Annotated in this window: 18 protein-coding genes; 6 read left to right on the forward strand and 12 right to left on the reverse strand. The window is 70.3% G+C overall.

Features of this window, described 5'->3' with window-relative positions:
• The first annotated feature begins 149 nt into the window (after nt 1-149).
• Together rlmD and VEG08_13445 are read left to right on the forward strand one after the other, a co-directional pair.
• On the forward strand, nt 150-1,415 hold the full coding sequence (rlmD, locus tag VEG08_13440) for a 23S rRNA (uracil(1939)-C(5))-methyltransferase RlmD (GenBank protein HXZ28990.1): 1,266 nt from the start codon (nt 150-152) through the stop codon (nt 1,413-1,415).
• A 34-nt stretch (nt 1,416-1,449) separates the two neighbouring features.
• Entirely contained in the window at nt 1,450-4,113 is a 2,664-nt protein-coding gene (locus tag VEG08_13445; GenBank protein ID HXZ28991.1) for a ComEC/Rec2 family competence protein, read from the forward strand.
• Here VEG08_13445 and VEG08_13450 read toward each other — a convergent pair.
• Nucleotides 4,085-4,396 carry a DUF2007 domain-containing protein gene (locus VEG08_13450; protein ID HXZ28992.1) on the reverse strand — a complete coding sequence of 104 codons (312 nt, stop codon included), beginning with the start codon at nt 4,394-4,396 and terminating at the stop codon, nt 4,085-4,087. The genes VEG08_13445 and VEG08_13450 overlap by 29 nt on opposite strands.
• A 148-nt stretch (nt 4,397-4,544) precedes the next feature.
• On the opposite strand from VEG08_13450, the gene VEG08_13455 reads away from it, so the two are divergent.
• From VEG08_13455 to VEG08_13470, 4 genes are all read left to right on the forward strand, one after another.
• Nucleotides 4,545-5,264, forward strand: coding sequence for a hypothetical protein (locus VEG08_13455; protein ID HXZ28993.1), 720 nt, complete (start codon nt 4,545-4,547; stop codon nt 5,262-5,264).
• A gap of 130 nt (nt 5,265-5,394) precedes the next feature.
• Entirely contained in the window at nt 5,395-5,673 is a 279-nt protein-coding gene (locus VEG08_13460) for a hypothetical protein (GenBank protein ID HXZ28994.1), read from the forward strand.
• A 184-nt stretch (nt 5,674-5,857) separates the two neighbouring features.
• Nucleotides 5,858-6,508 carry a PhoU domain-containing protein gene (locus VEG08_13465; protein HXZ28995.1) on the forward strand — a complete coding sequence of 217 codons (651 nt, stop codon included), beginning with the start codon at nt 5,858-5,860 and terminating at the stop codon, nt 6,506-6,508.
• A gap of 66 nt (nt 6,509-6,574) precedes the next feature.
• Nucleotides 6,575-6,778 (forward strand): hypothetical protein, encoded by a 204-nt coding sequence (locus VEG08_13470; GenBank protein ID HXZ28996.1) that lies wholly within the window; start codon nt 6,575-6,577, stop codon nt 6,776-6,778.
• A 305-nt stretch (nt 6,779-7,083) separates the two neighbouring features.
• Here VEG08_13470 and VEG08_13475 read toward each other — a convergent pair whose 3' ends face one another.
• From VEG08_13475 to VEG08_13525, 11 genes are all read right to left on the reverse strand, one after another.
• The gene (locus VEG08_13475) at nt 7,084-8,646 is read right to left on the reverse strand and encodes an alkaline phosphatase family protein (protein ID HXZ28997.1); all 1,563 of its coding nucleotides are present in this window, start codon (nt 8,644-8,646) and stop codon (nt 7,084-7,086) included.
• Nucleotides 8,647-8,979: 333 nt separating this feature from the next.
• On the reverse strand, nt 8,980-9,732 hold the full coding sequence (locus VEG08_13480; protein ID HXZ28998.1) for a response regulator transcription factor: 753 nt from the start codon (nt 9,730-9,732) through the stop codon (nt 8,980-8,982).
• A 281-nt stretch (nt 9,733-10,013) separates the two neighbouring features.
• Nucleotides 10,014-10,496: an NUDIX domain-containing protein gene (locus VEG08_13485; GenBank protein HXZ28999.1), complete on the reverse strand. Its 483-nt coding sequence runs from the start codon at nt 10,494-10,496 to the stop codon at nt 10,014-10,016.
• An 11-nt stretch (nt 10,497-10,507) separates the two neighbouring features.
• On the reverse strand, nt 10,508-11,197 hold the full coding sequence (locus VEG08_13490) for a glycosyltransferase (protein HXZ29000.1): 690 nt from the start codon (nt 11,195-11,197) through the stop codon (nt 10,508-10,510).
• Nucleotides 11,094-11,900: a metallophosphoesterase family protein gene (locus VEG08_13495; GenBank protein ID HXZ29001.1), complete on the reverse strand. Its 807-nt coding sequence runs from the start codon at nt 11,898-11,900 to the stop codon at nt 11,094-11,096. Before VEG08_13495 ends, VEG08_13490 begins: the two co-directional genes overlap by 104 nt.
• Before the next feature lie 122 nt (nt 11,901-12,022).
• Complete coding sequence (locus VEG08_13500; protein HXZ29002.1) at nt 12,023-12,814, reverse strand: DUF3108 domain-containing protein; 792 nt, start codon at nt 12,812-12,814, stop codon at nt 12,023-12,025.
• A gap of 46 nt (nt 12,815-12,860) precedes the next feature.
• On the reverse strand, nt 12,861-13,403 hold the full coding sequence (locus VEG08_13505) for an isoprenylcysteine carboxylmethyltransferase family protein (GenBank protein HXZ29003.1): 543 nt from the start codon (nt 13,401-13,403) through the stop codon (nt 12,861-12,863).
• On the reverse strand, nt 13,400-14,497 hold the full coding sequence (locus tag VEG08_13510; protein ID HXZ29004.1) for a glycosyltransferase family 9 protein: 1,098 nt from the start codon (nt 14,495-14,497) through the stop codon (nt 13,400-13,402). Before VEG08_13510 ends, VEG08_13505 begins: the two co-directional genes overlap by 4 nt.
• Before the next feature lie 2 nt (nt 14,498-14,499).
• Nucleotides 14,500-14,997 (reverse strand): adenylyltransferase/cytidyltransferase family protein, encoded by a 498-nt coding sequence (locus tag VEG08_13515; protein HXZ29005.1) that lies wholly within the window; start codon nt 14,995-14,997, stop codon nt 14,500-14,502.
• A complete protein-coding gene (locus tag VEG08_13520; GenBank protein ID HXZ29006.1) occupies nt 14,994-16,004 on the reverse strand; it encodes a PfkB family carbohydrate kinase in 1,011 nt (336 codons plus the stop codon). The genes VEG08_13515 and VEG08_13520 overlap by 4 nt, the downstream gene beginning before the upstream one ends.
• Before the next feature lie 48 nt (nt 16,005-16,052).
• Nucleotides 16,053-16,383, reverse strand: a 331-nt coding sequence (locus VEG08_13525; protein HXZ29007.1) for a tetraacyldisaccharide 4'-kinase, incomplete at its 5' end; no start/stop codon positions are given.

Raw genomic sequence — 16,383 nt, forward strand, 5'->3', positions numbered from 1 at the left:
TGGGCGCTGAGCAGCGGGCAGGAGATAGCGCGGGAGCAGGGCTACGCGCCTCTGCCGGCGCCCGTCCTGAGCCAGGCCAAAGCCGCCGCCGGCCAGGTCAAGTAGCCGGCCGATTGCGCCGGCGGCGGGAATCCGCTACAACCGAAGGCTTGGAACTCACCATCGAGAAGCTGATCTACGGCGGCGACGGGCTGGCGCGCCTGCCCGGCGACGAGCGTGGCCGCGGCAAGGCCATCTTCCTGCCCTTCGTGCTGGAGGGCGAGCGCGTGGAGGCGGCGCTGGCGGAGCAAAAGCCGGGCTTCGCGCGCGCCCGCGTGGAGCGCGTGCTGGAAGCCTCGCCCCAGCGCGTCGCCCCCGCCTGTCCCTACTTCACGCAGTGCGGCGGCTGCCATTACCAGCACGCCGCCTACGAGCACCAGGTGGCGGTGAAGGCCGCCATCCTGCGCGAGACCCTGCGCCGCACCGCCAAGCTGGAATCGCCGGGAGAGATCCAAGTCCATCCCTCTCCGCCCTGGAGCTACCGCAACCGCACCCGCGTGCGGGTGCAGGCACAGCCGTTCTCCCTGGGTTACCACCGCATGGGATCGCACCGGCTGCTGGCGGTGGAGCAGTGTCCCATCAGCTCGCCGCTGATCAACCACGCCCTCGCCGCTTTGTGGGAGCTGGGTCGCGCGCAGAGACTCGGGGGCGGCCTGCAGGAGGTGGAGATCTTCGCCGATGCCGAGGACCGCAAGCTCGCGCTCGAGTTCCATGCCGCGGCGGAGGCGGAGCTTCCGGAGGCGCTGGCGCAGGACGTGGCCGCGGTCCTGCCGGAGGTGGCCAGCCTGGCATTCTTCCGCGGCCCCGAGGCCCGCCCCGAGGTCCTGCTGGGGGAGGGCGGGCTCACCTACGCCACGCGCCGCGCCTCCTACCGGGTCAGCGCCGGATCGTTCTTCCAGACCAACCGCCACCTCGCCGACGAACTGGTCGAAGTGGTCACGGCGGGGCGCAGCGGCACGACCGCGTTGGACCTCTACGCGGGGGTGGGCCTGTTCTCGACCGTGCTGGCCGCCGGCTTCGAGCGGGTGCTGGCGGTGGAATCGGCCGCGCCCACCTACGCCGACCTGAAGCACAACGTTCCCGCCCAGGTGAAGTGCTTCCATGCCACCACCCAGGAGTACCTGGAGCGCAAGACGCGGAGCGCCGCCGGCCTGGTAGTGGTGGACCCGCCGCGCGCAGGGCTGGGCGAAAAGGTGGTGCGTCTGCTGGGGCGGCTGGCGGCGCCGCGCCTGACCTATGTCTCCTGCGACCCGGCCACGCTGAGCCGCGACCTGCGCGGGCTGCTAGAATTAGGTTTCAGGGTGGAGCAGGTCCACCTCGTGGACCTGTTCCCGCAGACCTTTCATATCGAGAGCGTGCTGCACCTGGCGCGCTGAACGCGGGCTCTGGTGGGGAGCCCGGAAGGCAAGCATGGACGCCGCCCACCCAGCTCCGGGCCTGGCCCCGCCCTCCGGGACCAGCCGCCAGCCGCTCCTCTTCGCCTCCCTCGCCTTTGCCGCCGGCATCGTGGCCGGCAGCTACGCCTGGCGCCCGCCGCTGTGGTGGCTGGCGGGAACCGCCATCTTTCTGGTCGCGGCCGCATATTTCCTGAGACCTCACCTGCGTGCGGCGCAGGCGCTGGCGCTGGCGTCGCTGGGCTTGCTGGGCGCGCTCAACCTGCAGCTCCGCGGCATCGATGGCGGGCCGGCGGAGCTGGCGCCCTTCCTGGACGGGCGCGAGATCACGGTCACGGCGCACGTCACCCGCGACGGCGTCTTCCGTCCCGGCGCTTTCGGGGGCCAGCGCCAGCAGGTGGACGTCGAGACCGAGGAGGTCTCGGGTCCGCAGGGGAGCGCGACGCCGGCGGCGGGCCTGCGCCTCAGCGTCTACGCCTCACCCTCCTCCGACGAGGACGAAGAGGACGAGTCCGTGGGCGCCGCCTTCGCGGCCCTGCGCTACGGCCAACGCCTGCGCTTCACCACCAAGCTGCGTCCGCCGCACAACTACGGCAACCCCGGCGCCTTCGATTACCGGAGCTGGCTGGCGGGGCAAGGCATCGCCGCCCTGGCTCCGGTGCGGGCCGACCGGCTGGAGCGGCTGGAGGGCTTCCGCGGCAGCCGCTGGCTGGCGGCCCGCAGCGCGGTACAGCGCCGCATCCTGGCTGAGATCGAGGCCCTGTGGGGCCCCCAGGACGCTCCCGTGCTCGAGGCCATGGTGCTGGGCGAGCACTCCGGCATCGATCGCGGCACCCGGGTCAACTTCCAGCGCAGCGGCGTCTATCACGTGCTGGTGGTCTCGGGGCTGAATGTCGGGATCCTGGCCTTCTTCTTTCTCTGGGTCCTGCGACGGATGCGGGTGGGCGAGACCGCCGCCACCCTGCTCACCGTGCTGCTGACCGTGCTCTACGCCTGCCTGACCACCGGGGGCGCGCCCATCTGGCGAGCCACGCTCATGCTGGCCCTCTATCTGGGAGCCCGCCTGCTCTACCGCGAACGCGCCCCGCTGAACGCCATCGGGGCGGCGGGGCTGGGCTTGCTGGTGCTGGATCCGCGCGCGCTCTTCGACCCCAGCTTCCAGTTGACCTTCCTGGCGGTGCTGGCCATCGGCGGCATCGCCCTGCCGCTGCTCGAGAGGACCTCCGCTCCCTACCGCCGCGCCCTCCGCGTGCTCGAGAGCCTCGCCTACGATGTGACCCTGGAGCCGCGGCTGGCCCAGTTCCGGCTGGACCTGCGGATGCTGGCGGAGCGCCTGGCGGTGCTGGCGCCCCTGGCCACCGGCCGCGCCAGCAATCCCCAGGACCGCGCCGCCATCGCCGCCCGCCACGCGCGCTGGCTGGTGGGCACGGGCGCGGAGGCGGTGCTCAATCTCTTCGACGTGCTCGCGGTCTCCGCCGTGATGCAGGTGGCGCTGGCCCTGCCCATGGCCTGGTACTTCCACCGCGCGCTGCTGTTGGCCCTGCCCGCCAACATCGTGGTCGTGCCTCTGGCCGGGCTGCTGATGCCGGCGGCGGTGATCACCCTGGCGCTGGGCGTCGTCTCCAGCGCGCTGGCGCGTCTTCCGGCGGCGCTGACCGCGGTGCTGGTCCGCATCATGACCGGGACCGTGGGGCTTCTGGGCGGCCTGCGGGTGGCCGACCTGCGGGTGGCGACGCCGTCGCTCTCCGCCGCCCTCTTCGCCGCCGGTGCCTTCGCCCTGGCCCTGCTGCTGGCGCCGCGGCGGCGCGCGCTGGCGGTGGTGGGCCTGGCCGGGCTGCTGGCGGCCGCCGCCTGGGTCTCGCTGGTGCCTCGCCCGCCCCAGCTCCGGGCAGGCGTCCTCGAAGTCACCATGCTGGACGTGGGCCAGGCGCAATCGCTGCTGGTGGTCTCGCCCCAGGGACAGACCCTGCTGGTGGATGCGGGAGGGCCGCTGGGCCAGGCCGCCACCCTGGACTTCGGCGAGGACGTGGTCTCGCCCTACCTGTGGTCGCGCGGCATCCGCCGCCTGGACGCGGTGCTGCTCACCCACGGCCACTCCGACCACATCGGCGGGATGCCCGCGGTGCTGGCCAACTTCCGCCCCCGCGAATTGTGGGTGGGGCCCAACCCGCCCACCGCCGCCTACCAGGCCCTGATGGCGCAGGCCAGGGCGCAGGGGGTCCGCGTGGTGGAGCGCCGCCAGGGAGAGCGCTTCGACTTCGGGGGCGCGACGGTGGAGGTGCTGGCCCCGCCCGGAGACTGGAAGCCGGCCGCTCGTCCCCGCAACAACGACTCCGTGGTCCTGCTGCTGAGCTATCAGGGGACCTCGGCGCTGCTGGAGGCAGACGCGGAGAAGCGCATCGAGCAGGTGCTGGTGGAGGAGCTGCCGCAGGCCGCGCTGCTGCAGGTGGCCCACAACGGCAGCGCCACTTCCACCACGGCGGAGCTGCTGACGGCGGTGCAGCCGCGCTACGCGGCTATCTCGGTGGGCTTCCGCAACTCCTTCGGCCATCCCAAGCCCGAGGTGGTGGAGCGGCTGCTGGCCGCGCACGCCGCCGTCTACCGCACCGACATGCTGGGGGCGCTCACCTTCTACCTCGACGGCAACGGGGTCAGCCCGTCGCAGCCGAGTCGTCGGTGATGTCGCTTTCTTCCAGCGGAGGAGCGTCGCGGTATTCCGCGATGATGCGGCGGGCCTCCTCGGCGCGCTCCTCGCGTACCCGGATCAGGCAGCCGCCCGTTCCGCCGGGCCAGAGGTCTTTCTCGGCCTCGGAGCCGGTGAGCAGAGCCTCGATGCCCTGCGACTCCAGCAGGCCGCGCACCACCAGTGCCTCGGCGTCATCCTTGGCGTCGAAGACCGCCACCAGGCGTTCGTTGGGTTCGGGGGAAAGCCGGGTCTCCTGTTCCTTGGCCGGGTCGCTCATGGTCCACCTCCGACTCCACCGCTATCCTACCGCACTCCCGCGTCCCGCGGCCTCCACCCGGAGGCAGGGGGATGGCTTGCCTTCGGGTGTATGATGCCGGGAAGGGTTGGGGTTCATCCACCCGGTATTCTCTTCCACGAGGAGTTCCATGAAACGCGTGTGGATATTGGCGGTAGCGGCGGGACTGCTGCTGACGACGAGCGGCTGCTCCAAGAAGGAGGAGGGTACGGCCACGCCCTCGATGACGGAGAAGATCGAGGCCAAGGTGGGCGCGGCGGCGCCCGTGGTGGAGCTGGCCCGCGCCTGGTCCAACATGCACGAAGCCAAGAGCTGGCGCCAGCGCATGACCATGGAGGGCGGCAAGGGCGAGACCCTGCTGGAGGTCTCCTGCCCCGACAAGGAGCACATGACCAGCAGCATGGGCCGGCAGAGCTTCGAGAGCGTGCACATCGGCAACGATTCCTGGGCGCGGATCGGGGGCAACTGGATGAAGATGCCCGCCACCCATGCGGGGATGGGGATCGGCATGTGTCCGGGGGCCCAGAGCGCGTCGGGCGGCGCACCCGGCGGCGGCATGCGCAGCAGCGGCGGCGCGGGCGACTCCTCCAGCAAGGGCGTCTCCGACGTCTTCGATCAGTTGAAGAAAGCCAGCATCACGGTGGGCAGTCTGCAGACGGTGGAGGGCAACACCTGCCAGGAGTACATCGTCACCCTGGCCGCTGATCCCGCCGCCGGCCGTGACAAGGACATGACCACCAACGTCTGCGTCGGCGTGAGCGACCACATGCCCTACCGCATGGTCATGAACCAGGCGACCATCACCTGGTGGGATTGGAACAAGCAGATCGACATCAACCCGCCCATGTAGAGGGCGGCGGCCGGCGGCGCATCATTCCCCTCCGGCTCGGATCATCCAAGCAAGTAGCCCTGGGGGCGCGCGGGGGCGGCTCCGGGGTTGGTAACGCGAGGGCGGCGGGGCAGGCCGCCAGGGGCCGAACATGGAGAATCCGGAAGCAGGCGCCGACCCACCCGCCTCCAGCCGCCAGGCGGAGCGCGAAGAAGAGAACCGCAGGCTCCGCCGCCTGCAGATCATGATGAGCATGGTGATGTCGGTGCTGGGCCAGGACCCCAACCTGACCCTGGAGGAAGCCTCGCAACTGGCCGCCGACACGCGCCGCGCCGCCCTGACCCTGTTCCCGGGCAAGGAATTGGCCTTCGATATCCTCTACAAGCCGCGCCTGCAGCGGCTCATCCGCGAGCGCTTCCGCGTGCAATAGGGTCGCGCCCAGCCCCTCCGAAAGAGGGGTTGCGATTTCATATTCCCGTAACATTGAAAGAATAGACTGGAGCCGCATGGAATCGGCCCGCCGCTCCGCATCCGTTCTGCGCCCCGCGCCTGCCAACGGCACGCGCGGCCGCCGGGGAGGCGCCGCCCGGCGGGGCTCACCGCAGCATCGCCTGATGAAGATGGCGCTGGGCGCCTTCCTGGTCGCCAAGGACGCGGTCGGGAACCTGCGCGAGGCGCTGGTCCGGCCCTCCGGCCTGGCCTTCCTGGCCATCAAGGACTGCGAGAAGGAACTCGACCAGCTCGAGCGCGCCATCGACGAAGAGATCCCGCGCGCCCTCGCCCAGGTCTCGGAGCAGGACGCCCGCGAGATCCTGGCGTCTTTGAAGCTCATCATCGACCTGGAACGCATCGGGGACCTGGTGCTGTGGGTGGCCATGCGGCTGCAGCGCTCCCATCCCCGCCTGCCCAAGCCCGATGCCCAGCTCCTGACGGAGATGGCGCAGGTTGTGGAGGCGCAGTTGGGGCAACTCTACCAGGGATTCCTGGAACGCGACCTGGAACCGGCGCGCGGCGCGGTGCAGGCCGACAGCCGGCTCGACGCCATGCGCCACTCCGCCTTCCACCGGCACCTGCAGAGCAAAGATCAGGACGACACCGCCCGGCGCATCGACGTGCTGCTGATGGCGCAAGCCTTAGAGCGCGCCGGCGATCACGGCAAGAACCTGGCCGAGGAACTTTTCTATCTGGTGGAGGGACGCAGTCTGCGCCACGTCCCCGCCCGCCAGCGGCAGACCGAATTCGACCTGGCCCGCAACGAACCCTAGGCCGTGCGCGAGCACGGGAGCAGTCGGGATGTCCAGCCTAACGCCTAACTGTGTAGGGAGGATGAGGTGACCACCAGCGAGAAGCAGGAACGCATCTGGTTCCATCCCTCGAAGTTTTGGGGAGCGACCAAGGACATGCCCCCGGAGCAGGTGGAGACGCTGTGGGAGAGCGTGCTGCAACTGGCGGCCGCGCGCAACCTGGAGGCGCTGCAGCACTACGATTTCATCTGCGTCGGCAGCGCCATCCTGACCCGAAGACCCCGTCCCTGAACCCGGCGGCGGGCGCCGTGGAAGCGACGGGCCCTACTGGCCCGCCGCCGCTAGCAGCAGCGTGGCCAGGCAGAGCCACGTCCCGAAGCCTAGGACGTAGAGCGCCAGCCGCACGGCCACGTGGTCGATGATGCGGTTGTACTTCGCGTCCATCCTCGTTCCCCCCTTTCCTGCCTCCCTTTCAGGCTAACCAAGCGGGATGACATCGCGATGGCGCCCGGATGAATCCTGGGTGAATTCCCCGGCACAAGAGAAAGGCCCGCCGCGCGACGGAGCGCAGCGGGCCGGCTGGGAAGGCAACAGGCTCAGTGATCGTCGTCGCCGTCGAGGCGAAGGCCCGTGCCCGGATCCAGGAACAGGCGCCCGGCGCGGTGTCCGTGGAAGTCGAACAGGTTGAGCAGCGAGCCCGCCTTGGCGTCGAACGACCCGTCGATCCGCCCCAGGTCCCAGTTGTCCTCGATGAAGCGCAGGATGGAGGACTGGTCGGTGGTGGTGCCGTCGACGAAGTTGACCTTGGCGAAGGGCGAGATCACCAGCAGGGGCAGGCGGGGGCCGTAGCCGCAGCGGCCGGGGATGCCGCCCACGGGCGTGGTCCCGCAGTTGCCCGGCCCGTCGAGCGCGTCGTCCACCGTGCTGGACTGGCTCACGATGGGCGGCATCACGTGGTCGTACCAGCCATCGGAATCATCGTAGGAGATGATGATGGCCATGCTGTTCCACTCCGGCGTCCGCTGCAGCCGGTTGATGGTCTGGACCAGGAAGGTCTGCTCGGCCAGGGGATCGGAGTAGCCGGCGTGCCCGTCCTGGAAGGCCGGGGCCTTCAGGAAGCTGACCGCCGGCATGTTGCCGTGGTCCACCGCCGCCCAGAAATCGATCAGGTCGTACTGGTGATTGGCCTGGTCGGTCTTCCCGATCATGCTCACCGAGCTGGGAGGCAGGTGGTGCGGGTTGGAGGTGGAGGCGTAGAACTGGAAGGGCTGGTGGTGCGGGATGTAGTCGCCTTTGGGCTTGCCGTCGCTGCCGAGGTGAGTGGCGCCGCAGACGGCCTTGCCTGCCACCACCGCGGTGGGCCGGAAGCCGCCCTCGAACCAGCCCCAGGTGACGCCGGCCGCGTTGAGCAGGTCGCCCACGTTCTGTCCGGTCATCTCCACCGTCTCGCGGTTGTCGCAGTCGTCGAAGGCGGGCTGGGCATCGCTGATGAGCGTGCCCTCCACCGTGTCGTCGCCGAAGGGAGTGGTGAGGTCGGCCGGGAGGGCGCCGCCGGTCTGCCCCGAGACCAGGTTGATGGCCCCCGGCGCCGAGGGCCCGAAGGTGGTGTTGAAGCTGTTGTCGCTCATGGCGAAGTGCTGGGCGTAGTTCCACAGCGCGGTCACGGTGTTGCCGTCGAAGTAGCCCATGACGTCGGTGCGGTGGCAGGTGAGGGTGCCGTCCGTGCCCGGCCCGTTGCCCACCGTCTGTACGAACAGGTCGGCGAGCCCGCCGTGGTAGGCCTTCTGCTCGTCGGTGTAGTTGTGGTCCTGGTCGCAGGTGGCGGCCTGGCCGCGGTCCAGGCGGAAGGGATTGACCTGGTTCGGGTTCTGGCCGAGCAAGGCCGCATTCAGGCCGTTCACCGAAGGCGTGCCGGGGCGCGCGACGAAGCCCGGCTCGCCCCCCGGGTTGGTGGCGACAGGATAGGTGGCAAAGTAGTGGTCGAAGGAGACGTTCTCCTGGAAGATGATCACCAGGTGACGGATGGGGGTGGCGGTGTCGCCGGGAGGCGGGCCGGCGAAAGCGGGCACGCTTCCCGCGCCGGTCAGCAGCGCGGCCAGGGCCAGGACGGCGGTGGTCTTGCGGACCGTGGTCCGCAGATGGTCAGCGAAAGACTTCATGCATCCTCCATGCTTTGCGTTGAGTTGTGCTTCCGGCGGAGCGGGCTCCGCGCGGCCGTGCGTCCCGGGAAGGGAGCGCACCGCCGGAGCCTAGCCTCCGCGGATTGCGCGCGTATGTCCTGGGAATGAACTTTTCTTGAAATCAGCAGGCCCGGCTGTCCTCGAAAAGAGGCCGGCCCGTTCCACCTTGGAAGGAACGGGCCGGAGGGTAGGAAGCCGCGGAGTTGGGGAACTCCAGGCGGCGAGGTGCCTCAGGAGGTGGCACTTCGTCGCCGACTCTAGCGGGCCCCTGTTACACGGCGATTGCGCCCAGATGAAAGAACGGTAAATTCTTCAGGCGGGCAGCTCGAAGCGGTAGCCCATGCCGCGCACGGTCTTGAGGTAGCGGGGCTGGTCGGGGTCCTGCTCGATCTTGGCGCGGATGCGGCGCACGTAGACATCCACCGTGCGCGGGCTCACGTAATGGGTCTGGCCCCAGACCGCGTCCAGGAGCTGGTCGCGGCTCAGCACCAGGCGGGGGTGCGCGGCCAGGTAGTGGAGCAGACGGAATTCCATGGTGGTGGTGGCCACTTCCCGGCCCGCCACCTTCAGCACCATGGCTTCGGAGTCGATCTCCACGGCGTCGAACTTCACCGTGGGCGTGCTCTCCACCCGCTGATAGCGGCGCAGGGCGGCGTGCACCCGAGCCACCAGCTCGCGCGGGCTGAAGGGCTTGACCACGTAGTCGTCGGCGCCCAGCTCCAGCCCAGTCACCCGGTCGGCCTCTTCCGTCTTGGCGGTGACGAAGATGATGGGCACGTTGGCCAGCAGGCGGTTGGCGCGGATGCGCCGGCAGAGTTCGAAGCCGTCGCCGCCCGGCAGCATGATGTCGAGCAGGAACAGCGAGGGCAGCGCTTCCTCGGCCGCCTTCAGCACCGCGGTGGCGCCGGGGAAGACGGTGACCGCGAACCCCGCCCCTTCCAGGTGGAAGCGGATCAGCCGCGAGATGTCCTGGTCATCTTCCACCAGGAAGACGGCGGGCTTGGCGCGGCTTTGCCCCCGCCCCGTCCCTGCCGCCTTGGCCGAGCCCACGACCCTGGCTTCCATGCCGCGCCAGTCTAGGCAGCCTATGTGAACGTCGTTCTACAGGCAGGTTACAGCCCGGTAAATTCGCGCCCGCACGCCGCCCCGAGCGGCCGGGCGCGCGGGTTTCACGCAAGATTCATCGCCGCGCAATACCTGCGTCGCACGCCGGTGCTATCTCTGAACGCGGACATGCACCGCCGTCCCTCGCATGGACAGCTGGGCCGTGTGGCTTTGGCCCAGCTGTCCGATTTTTTTTGTGGAGACCCCCGGGCTGGATGCGGGCGTGGCGGGAGGCTGGGGCCTTACGCTTGGGGAAGCCGGGCCAGGGCCTGCGCGATGACGCCCAGCAGAGGGCCGCGGGCGCGCAGGTCGCGGTCCTGGCCCAGGCGGCGCCGCGCCTCCGCGGCCGCGAACCAGGTGGGCATCCGGTCTTCCTCCTGCGGCGGATGCTGGTGCAGTACCTCCACCAGGTAGGCCTTCATCAGCACCGCCGGCTCCTCCAGGTCGCTGCCCCGCGAGCCCTTGAAGTACCAGAACGAATGGAAGCACTCGGGATCGATGCTGCCGATCACCCCCGCCTCTTCCCAGGCCTCGCGCAGGGCAGCTTCGCTGTCGGAGAGCAGTTCGTGGACGCGGCCCTTGGGGAAGATCCACTTGCCGCTGCTGGTGCGCACCAGCAGGAACTCGACGCCGTGGGACTGCCGCCGGTAGCACACCGCCGCCACCTGCACGGAGGTGCGGAAGACCGCTCGGTGCCCCTGCTCTCGGACGCCGGTCCGCTCCATGGCTTTCCTTTCTAGGACCAATACTTGTGGTCGCGCAAGAAGTAACTCTGGTTCCAGCTGTTGAGGGCGGTACGCAGGAACATGCCCACGATCTTGCCGTGCCCCATCTTGCGGAAGCGGCGGTTGCCGGTGAAGGCGCCCCCGTGGATGACGGTGAAGCGCCGGGGCGAGACCTTCTTGCTCAGCCAGTAGTCTTCCGCGTACAGCACCTTCTCGTCGAAGCCGCCCAGCTCCCAGAAGCGCTTGCGCTCGAACATCATGAACATGCCGGTGCTGAAGGGCATTCCCAGCCGGGAGAGGTGCTGCACCAGGTTGTTGCCCAGGTAGACGGCGTGGTCGAGCCAGTTGCCGCCGATGCACCAGATGGTGGTGGTCAGGCAGTGCAGGCGGCGCTTCTGCATGCGCTCCACGGCGCGCTCGATCAGCGTGGGATCGTGAAACTCCATGTCGGCGTCGATGAAGAGCAGGTAGTCGCTCTCGGCGCGGCGGGCGCCGGCGTTGCGTCCGGTGGAGGGATAACCGCCGGGGATCACGCTCACGTCCAGGCGGTCGCGAAAGCGCAGGGCCAGCTCCGGGGTGCCGTCGGTGGAGCCGGCGTCAGCTACGAACACTTTCGGCCGCGAGTTCCGGCAGTAGGTCTGCCGGGTCAGCGAGGTCAGCAGGCGCGGCAGCAGCAGCGCCTCGTTCTTCGCCGGGATCACGATCGTCAGTGTGGCTGTACTCATGGATCCGCACCCCCTCCTCGCCTACCGTGATGTAGGTGGCGGGTTCGTTCACCCAGCCCCCGCAGTTGAAGTACTGGATGCCGTCGCGCTCCACCTGCAGGGCCACGTGGGTGTGCCCGCAGAAGATGCGGGCCGCGCCCCGGCGGCGGGCGTGGGCCAGCGCCCCGCCCGACACTTTGTGCGAGAGCCGCATCCAGCGCGTGTTCCAGCCGTCCAGCGAGCGCGTGAAGCGCTTGCCCTTGAGGTCGAAGCGCTGCAGTTCCAGGTGGACCAGCGCGGCCAGGCGCCCCAGCAGGCCGTGCTTGGTGAAGAAGTCGTCGAACTGGTGCCCGTGGATGGCCAGATGCGGGATGCCGGCATAGCTCCAGCGGTATTCGCGGTACACCCGCACTCCCACCAGGTGCGACATCACGCTGGCCAGGCCCAGGTCGTGGTTGCCTTCCACCCACACCACCTCCACCCCGCGCTTGGGATTGGAGAGCTTGCGGATGCAGGAGAGGAACTTCCAGTGGTCTTTCTTGAGGCGGGCGAAGTTGAGATCGGCGAAGATGTCGCCCAGCAGGATCAGCCGGCGGAAGGAACTCTGCCGCAGCAGCGCCAGCGCCTCCCGGGCCCGGCTCACCTCCGACCCCAGGTGCAGGTCGCTGAGGATCAGCGTGTCGGCTGCAACGCCAGCCATGCACCGTTTATAGGGCATGGCCGTTACACCCAAGTTAATGGCGAATGAATATACCGTGACTGGAACCAGCCCGGTAACGCTTGGTCAGGGCTGGGCGCGGCGGCGGGCCGCCCGGAGCGCCTCTACTGATGCTCCACCCGCACCAGGTGCACGGTGAGCGTCCCCCAGAACATGCGGGCGCGCGCCTGCACCGGGATATGGGCGGCGTCGTCGGAGTACCAGATCCACACCTGGCCGCGGTCCTTGAGCACCCCCGAGGCCGCCTCCGGCTGCACCCGCAGCGCCTGGAAGGTCCCGGCCTCGGTCTTGATGGTCTCACGCGCCTCCACGTGCGCCTTCACGTCCACCGTCTGCCCGCCGTCGTTGAGCGGGAAGTAGTAGGTGCTGCCCACGGTGAGCGGCAGCGAGGCCAGGTAGTAGATCCCGGAGAGCACGTCGGTGATGCAGCCGGGGATGGGCGCCTCGGTGTGCTTGCTCTTGCCGGTCTTCAGGTCCTTCTCGTCGAGCAGGCGCTTGCCGGCGGCGTAGTCGAAGCGGATCCAGGTGTCGCGGCGGCGCGCGCCCTCCTGGCTCTGCTTGTGCAGGCTGGCGGAGCAGAAGGTGGCGGGATCGAAAAGCGACTCGAAGCGGGTGTGCACGGTGAACAGCACGGCGGCGAAGCCGATGGAGTCGGCGGCGCCGTTCACCTTCTGCTGCGCGCCGGCGGACTCCATGTGCAGCGTGGCCGTGCCCGCGTTCCACAGCCGCCAGTCCACGCTGTAGACGTAGGTCAGCTTCCCGGGGAAGCGATAGCCGGGCGCGGGCGGGCGGATGTGCGAGGCCGAGCCGATGGTGGAGGTCGCCGCCGGCGGCGCCTGGGGTGGCGCGGGACTGGGCCGGGTCTGCGCGGCGGCCGCCGTGGCCAGCAGTCCCACGCACGCGAGTTGGAAGAGCCGAAGGAGCAAGCGGGTCCGGGGCACGTCAGCGCAACCGCCACAGCAGCTTGACGAGCAGGGCCGCCAGCATCGCCGCGGCCCCCAACAGGGCATTGTACTCGCGATGCTGCCGGTAAAGGTCGCGGGAAAACCCGCCTCCCGCCGGCTTCTCCGCCGGCAGCCGCGGCACCAGCCGCGGTACCCGCTGCGCGTACTCCGCGAACTCGGGGAAGTTCTGCCGCAGGTATTCCTCCTCCGAGGAGATGGTCGGCAGGTAGAGGAGGAAGAAGAGCAGCAGCACGCCCGCCGCCAGCCAGGGATTCCATCCCGCCACCGCGAAGCCCGCCACTACCACCAGCGATCCCAGGTAGAGCGGGTTGCGGGTGTAGGCGTAGGGCCCGGTGGTGGTGAGCTGGCGGTCCTTGCGCACGTGCCCGGAGGCCAGGGCGCGCAGTGCCAGCCCGCAGAAGGCGATGCCGCCGCCCACGGCGATGGAGCGCGCGGTGGGATGCGCCTGCCACAGATAGACGGCGGTGAGCAGAAAGCCGGCCGGCACGCGGATGCGCCGCGCCACGCGCGCCCAGCTCACGGCGCACCTGCCAGCAGTTCGCGCGCCGCCCGCAGCGCGCCGGCGGAGGTGAGGCTGAGCAGCCCTTCCTCGGGAGCGGCGCGGCGGGCGTGCGAGGTGCGGCTCTCCGGACTGCGCAGCACGCGGCAGCGCGCCCCGAAGGGCCCGTTGCGCGCCGGGTCGGTGGGGCCGTAGATGCCCACCACGGGCACGCCCAGGGCGGCGGCCAGGTGCAGCGGCCCGGTGTCGCCGCCCATCGCCAGCCGCGCGCGCCGCGTCAGCGCGATCAGCTCCGCCAGCGAGCAGGTGAACGCCTGCGCCGTGCTCCCCGAGGCCTCCACCACCGCGCGCGCGATCTCCTCCTCCCCCGGGCCGGCGTTCACCAGCGAGCGCAGGCCGTGACGCGCCAGCCCCTGCGCCACTTCCCCGTAGCGCGCCGGAGGCCACTGCTTGGCGCCCCAGCCCGCCCCCGGGGTCAGGATGGCGAAGCTGGCCAGCCCGCGACGCTGGAGTTCGGCGTCGGCCCAGGCTTCGGCGGCGGGATCGATGGGCAATGGGAACTCGAGGACCGGCGGCGCGCCCGGGGCCAGCGCCTCCACCAGCGACAGGTTGTGCTCCACCACATGCCGGCCGCGGAAGGGGACGCGCCGCGTGTAGTAGAGGCCGGCGGCGGATTCGCGCGGGCGGCTGGCGCCCACGCGCAAGGGCGCACCCGACCACTTCATCAGCAGCGCCGAGCGCACCGCGCCCTGGAAGTCGATGGCGGCCTGGTAAGCTCCCTGGCGCAGCTCGCGGAAGAGCGCGCGGCCTTCCTTCCACGTCTGCGGCTTGTGAAAGGCCTGCCGCCAGGCCTTGAGGTTCACGGTGTGGATCGCGTTCAGGAGCGGCATCTCGGAGCTGCCGGGACGGGAGACGCCGGGGCGCGCGGCCAGCAGGCCGGCCCAGCGCTCTTCCACCACCCACGCCAGGGTGGCGGCGGGGAAAGCACGCCGCAGGGTGGCCAGCGCCGGCAGAGTGTGGATGATGTCGCCCATGGAGCCGAGGCGCAGCAGCAGGATGCGCTCCAGCCCTTCCCGCGCCGCGGCCAGCTTCGGGTTCGGGGCGGTCCGGCGCATGGTCAGCGGCGCGCGCGCCGCGCGTGCAGCATGGCGGTGGAAGAGTGGCGCTTACGGTCCCCCACGATGGCCACGCGCCCGCCGCAGGCCTCGACCGCGTCGCGCTCCGGCACCGAGCGCGCGCTGTAGTCGGTGCCCTTGGCGTGGATGTCGGGGCGGAGGGTGCGCACCAGGGCGCGCACGTCGGGCTCGGGGAAGATGACCACCGCGTCCACGCACTCCAGCGCGGCCAGGATCTCGGCGCGCTCGCGGGCGGGCATGGCGGGGCGGCCCGCGCCCTTCAGCCGGCGCACGCCGGCGTCGGCGTTGACGGCGACGATCACGCGCCCGCCCAGCGCCTTGGCGCCGCGCAGGTAGCGCACGTGCCCGACGTGGAAGACGTCGAAGCAGCCGTTGGTGAGGATGACGCGTTCGCCCGCCCGCCGCCAGCGTGCCACCTGGGCGCGCAGGGCGCGGCGGCTCATCACCTTGCGCCGCGGCCGGCGGGGGGCGCGGCTCACGCCGTCTCCAGGGCGGCGAGGAGTTCGGCCTGCGAGACGGTAGCGGTGCCGCGTTTCATGACCACGATGCCGCCGGCCACGTTGGCCAGGCGGGCGGCGCTCTCGGCGTCGGCGCCCGCCGCCAGCGCCGCGGTGAAGACGGCGATCACGGTGTCGCCCGCCCCGGTCACGTCGGTGACCTGGTCGGAGCCGTGGATGGGGATCTCCACCGGCTTCTGCCCGCGGGCGAAGGCCACCAGGCCGTCGCGCCCGCGGGTGATGACCAGCGACTGCAAGCCCATGCGGCTCATGACCGCCTTGCCGGCGGAGAGCAGGCGCGCCGTGTCGCCGCCGATGCGCACCCCCAGCGCGGCCTCGATCTCGGGCTCGTTGGGGGTAGCCGCGGTGGCGCCGCTGAACTCCAGCAGGCGATAGCGGGAATCCAGGGTGACGGGAAGGCCGCCGGGCAGGCGCGCGCCCAGCAGCTTCAGGATGGCGGGCGTGGCCGCGCCGTAACCGTAATCGGAGAGCAGCAGCGCGTCGGAGGTCTTGGCGTAGCTGACGGCGGAGCGCACCAGCTCGCGCATGGCGTGCAGGGTGAGGCCATCTTCCGGCTCGCGATCCAGCCGCACCACCTGCTGGCGCGCGGTATGGGTCTGGCCCGCCAGGATGCGCGTCTTGGTGACGGTGGCGCGTCCTTTGAGCTTCTGGATGCCGGTCAGAGGGATGTGCTTGTGGCGGAAGAGCTGCAGCAGGGTGCGCCCCTGCTCGTCGTCGCCCACCACTCCCACCGGAAGCACGTTCACGCCCAGGTCCGCGAGGTTGTAGACGGCGTTGCCGGCGCCGCCCGGCGCCACCCTGCGCTCGCGGTGCTTGAGGATGAGCACCGGGGCCTCGCGCGAGACCCGCGCGATCTCCCCGAAGACGAACTCGTCGGCCACCAGGTCGCCCACCACGGTGACGGTGACGCGCGGGAAGGCCTCCACGATGCGGGTCAGCCGCTCCACGGATTTGTTGTGCTTCTTCATGGCCAGGGTCGCTGGGAGTCGTGCCCAGATTTTCTCATGCCGGGCGGCTCATTTCGAAACCTGGGCAGTCAGGGGGACGCCGCGGCGCGCGGCCACCACCTGCAGCAGGCCGTCGAGACAGCGCTCCGCGTCCTCCAACTCCATCTTGACGGGGACCACGGCCAGGGGCTTGAGATCGCCGAAGCGCCCGCCCAGGTTGATGGCGTCCTTCTCGGTGGTGACGAAGCCGCCGGCCCCGCTGCGCTCTTTGAGCGCCAAAAGGTCGCGCACGTCCTGCTCGCTGTAGAAGTGGTGGTCGCGGTAGGTGGCTTCGGCGACGTACTCGATGCCGGCGGTGCGCAGTTGCAAATAGAAGTTCTGCGGGCGGGCGATCCCGCAG

The sequence above is a fragment of the Terriglobales bacterium genome, assembly GCA_035624475.1.
Taxonomy (GTDB): domain Bacteria; phylum Acidobacteriota; class Terriglobia; order Terriglobales; family Acidobacteriaceae; genus DASPRL01.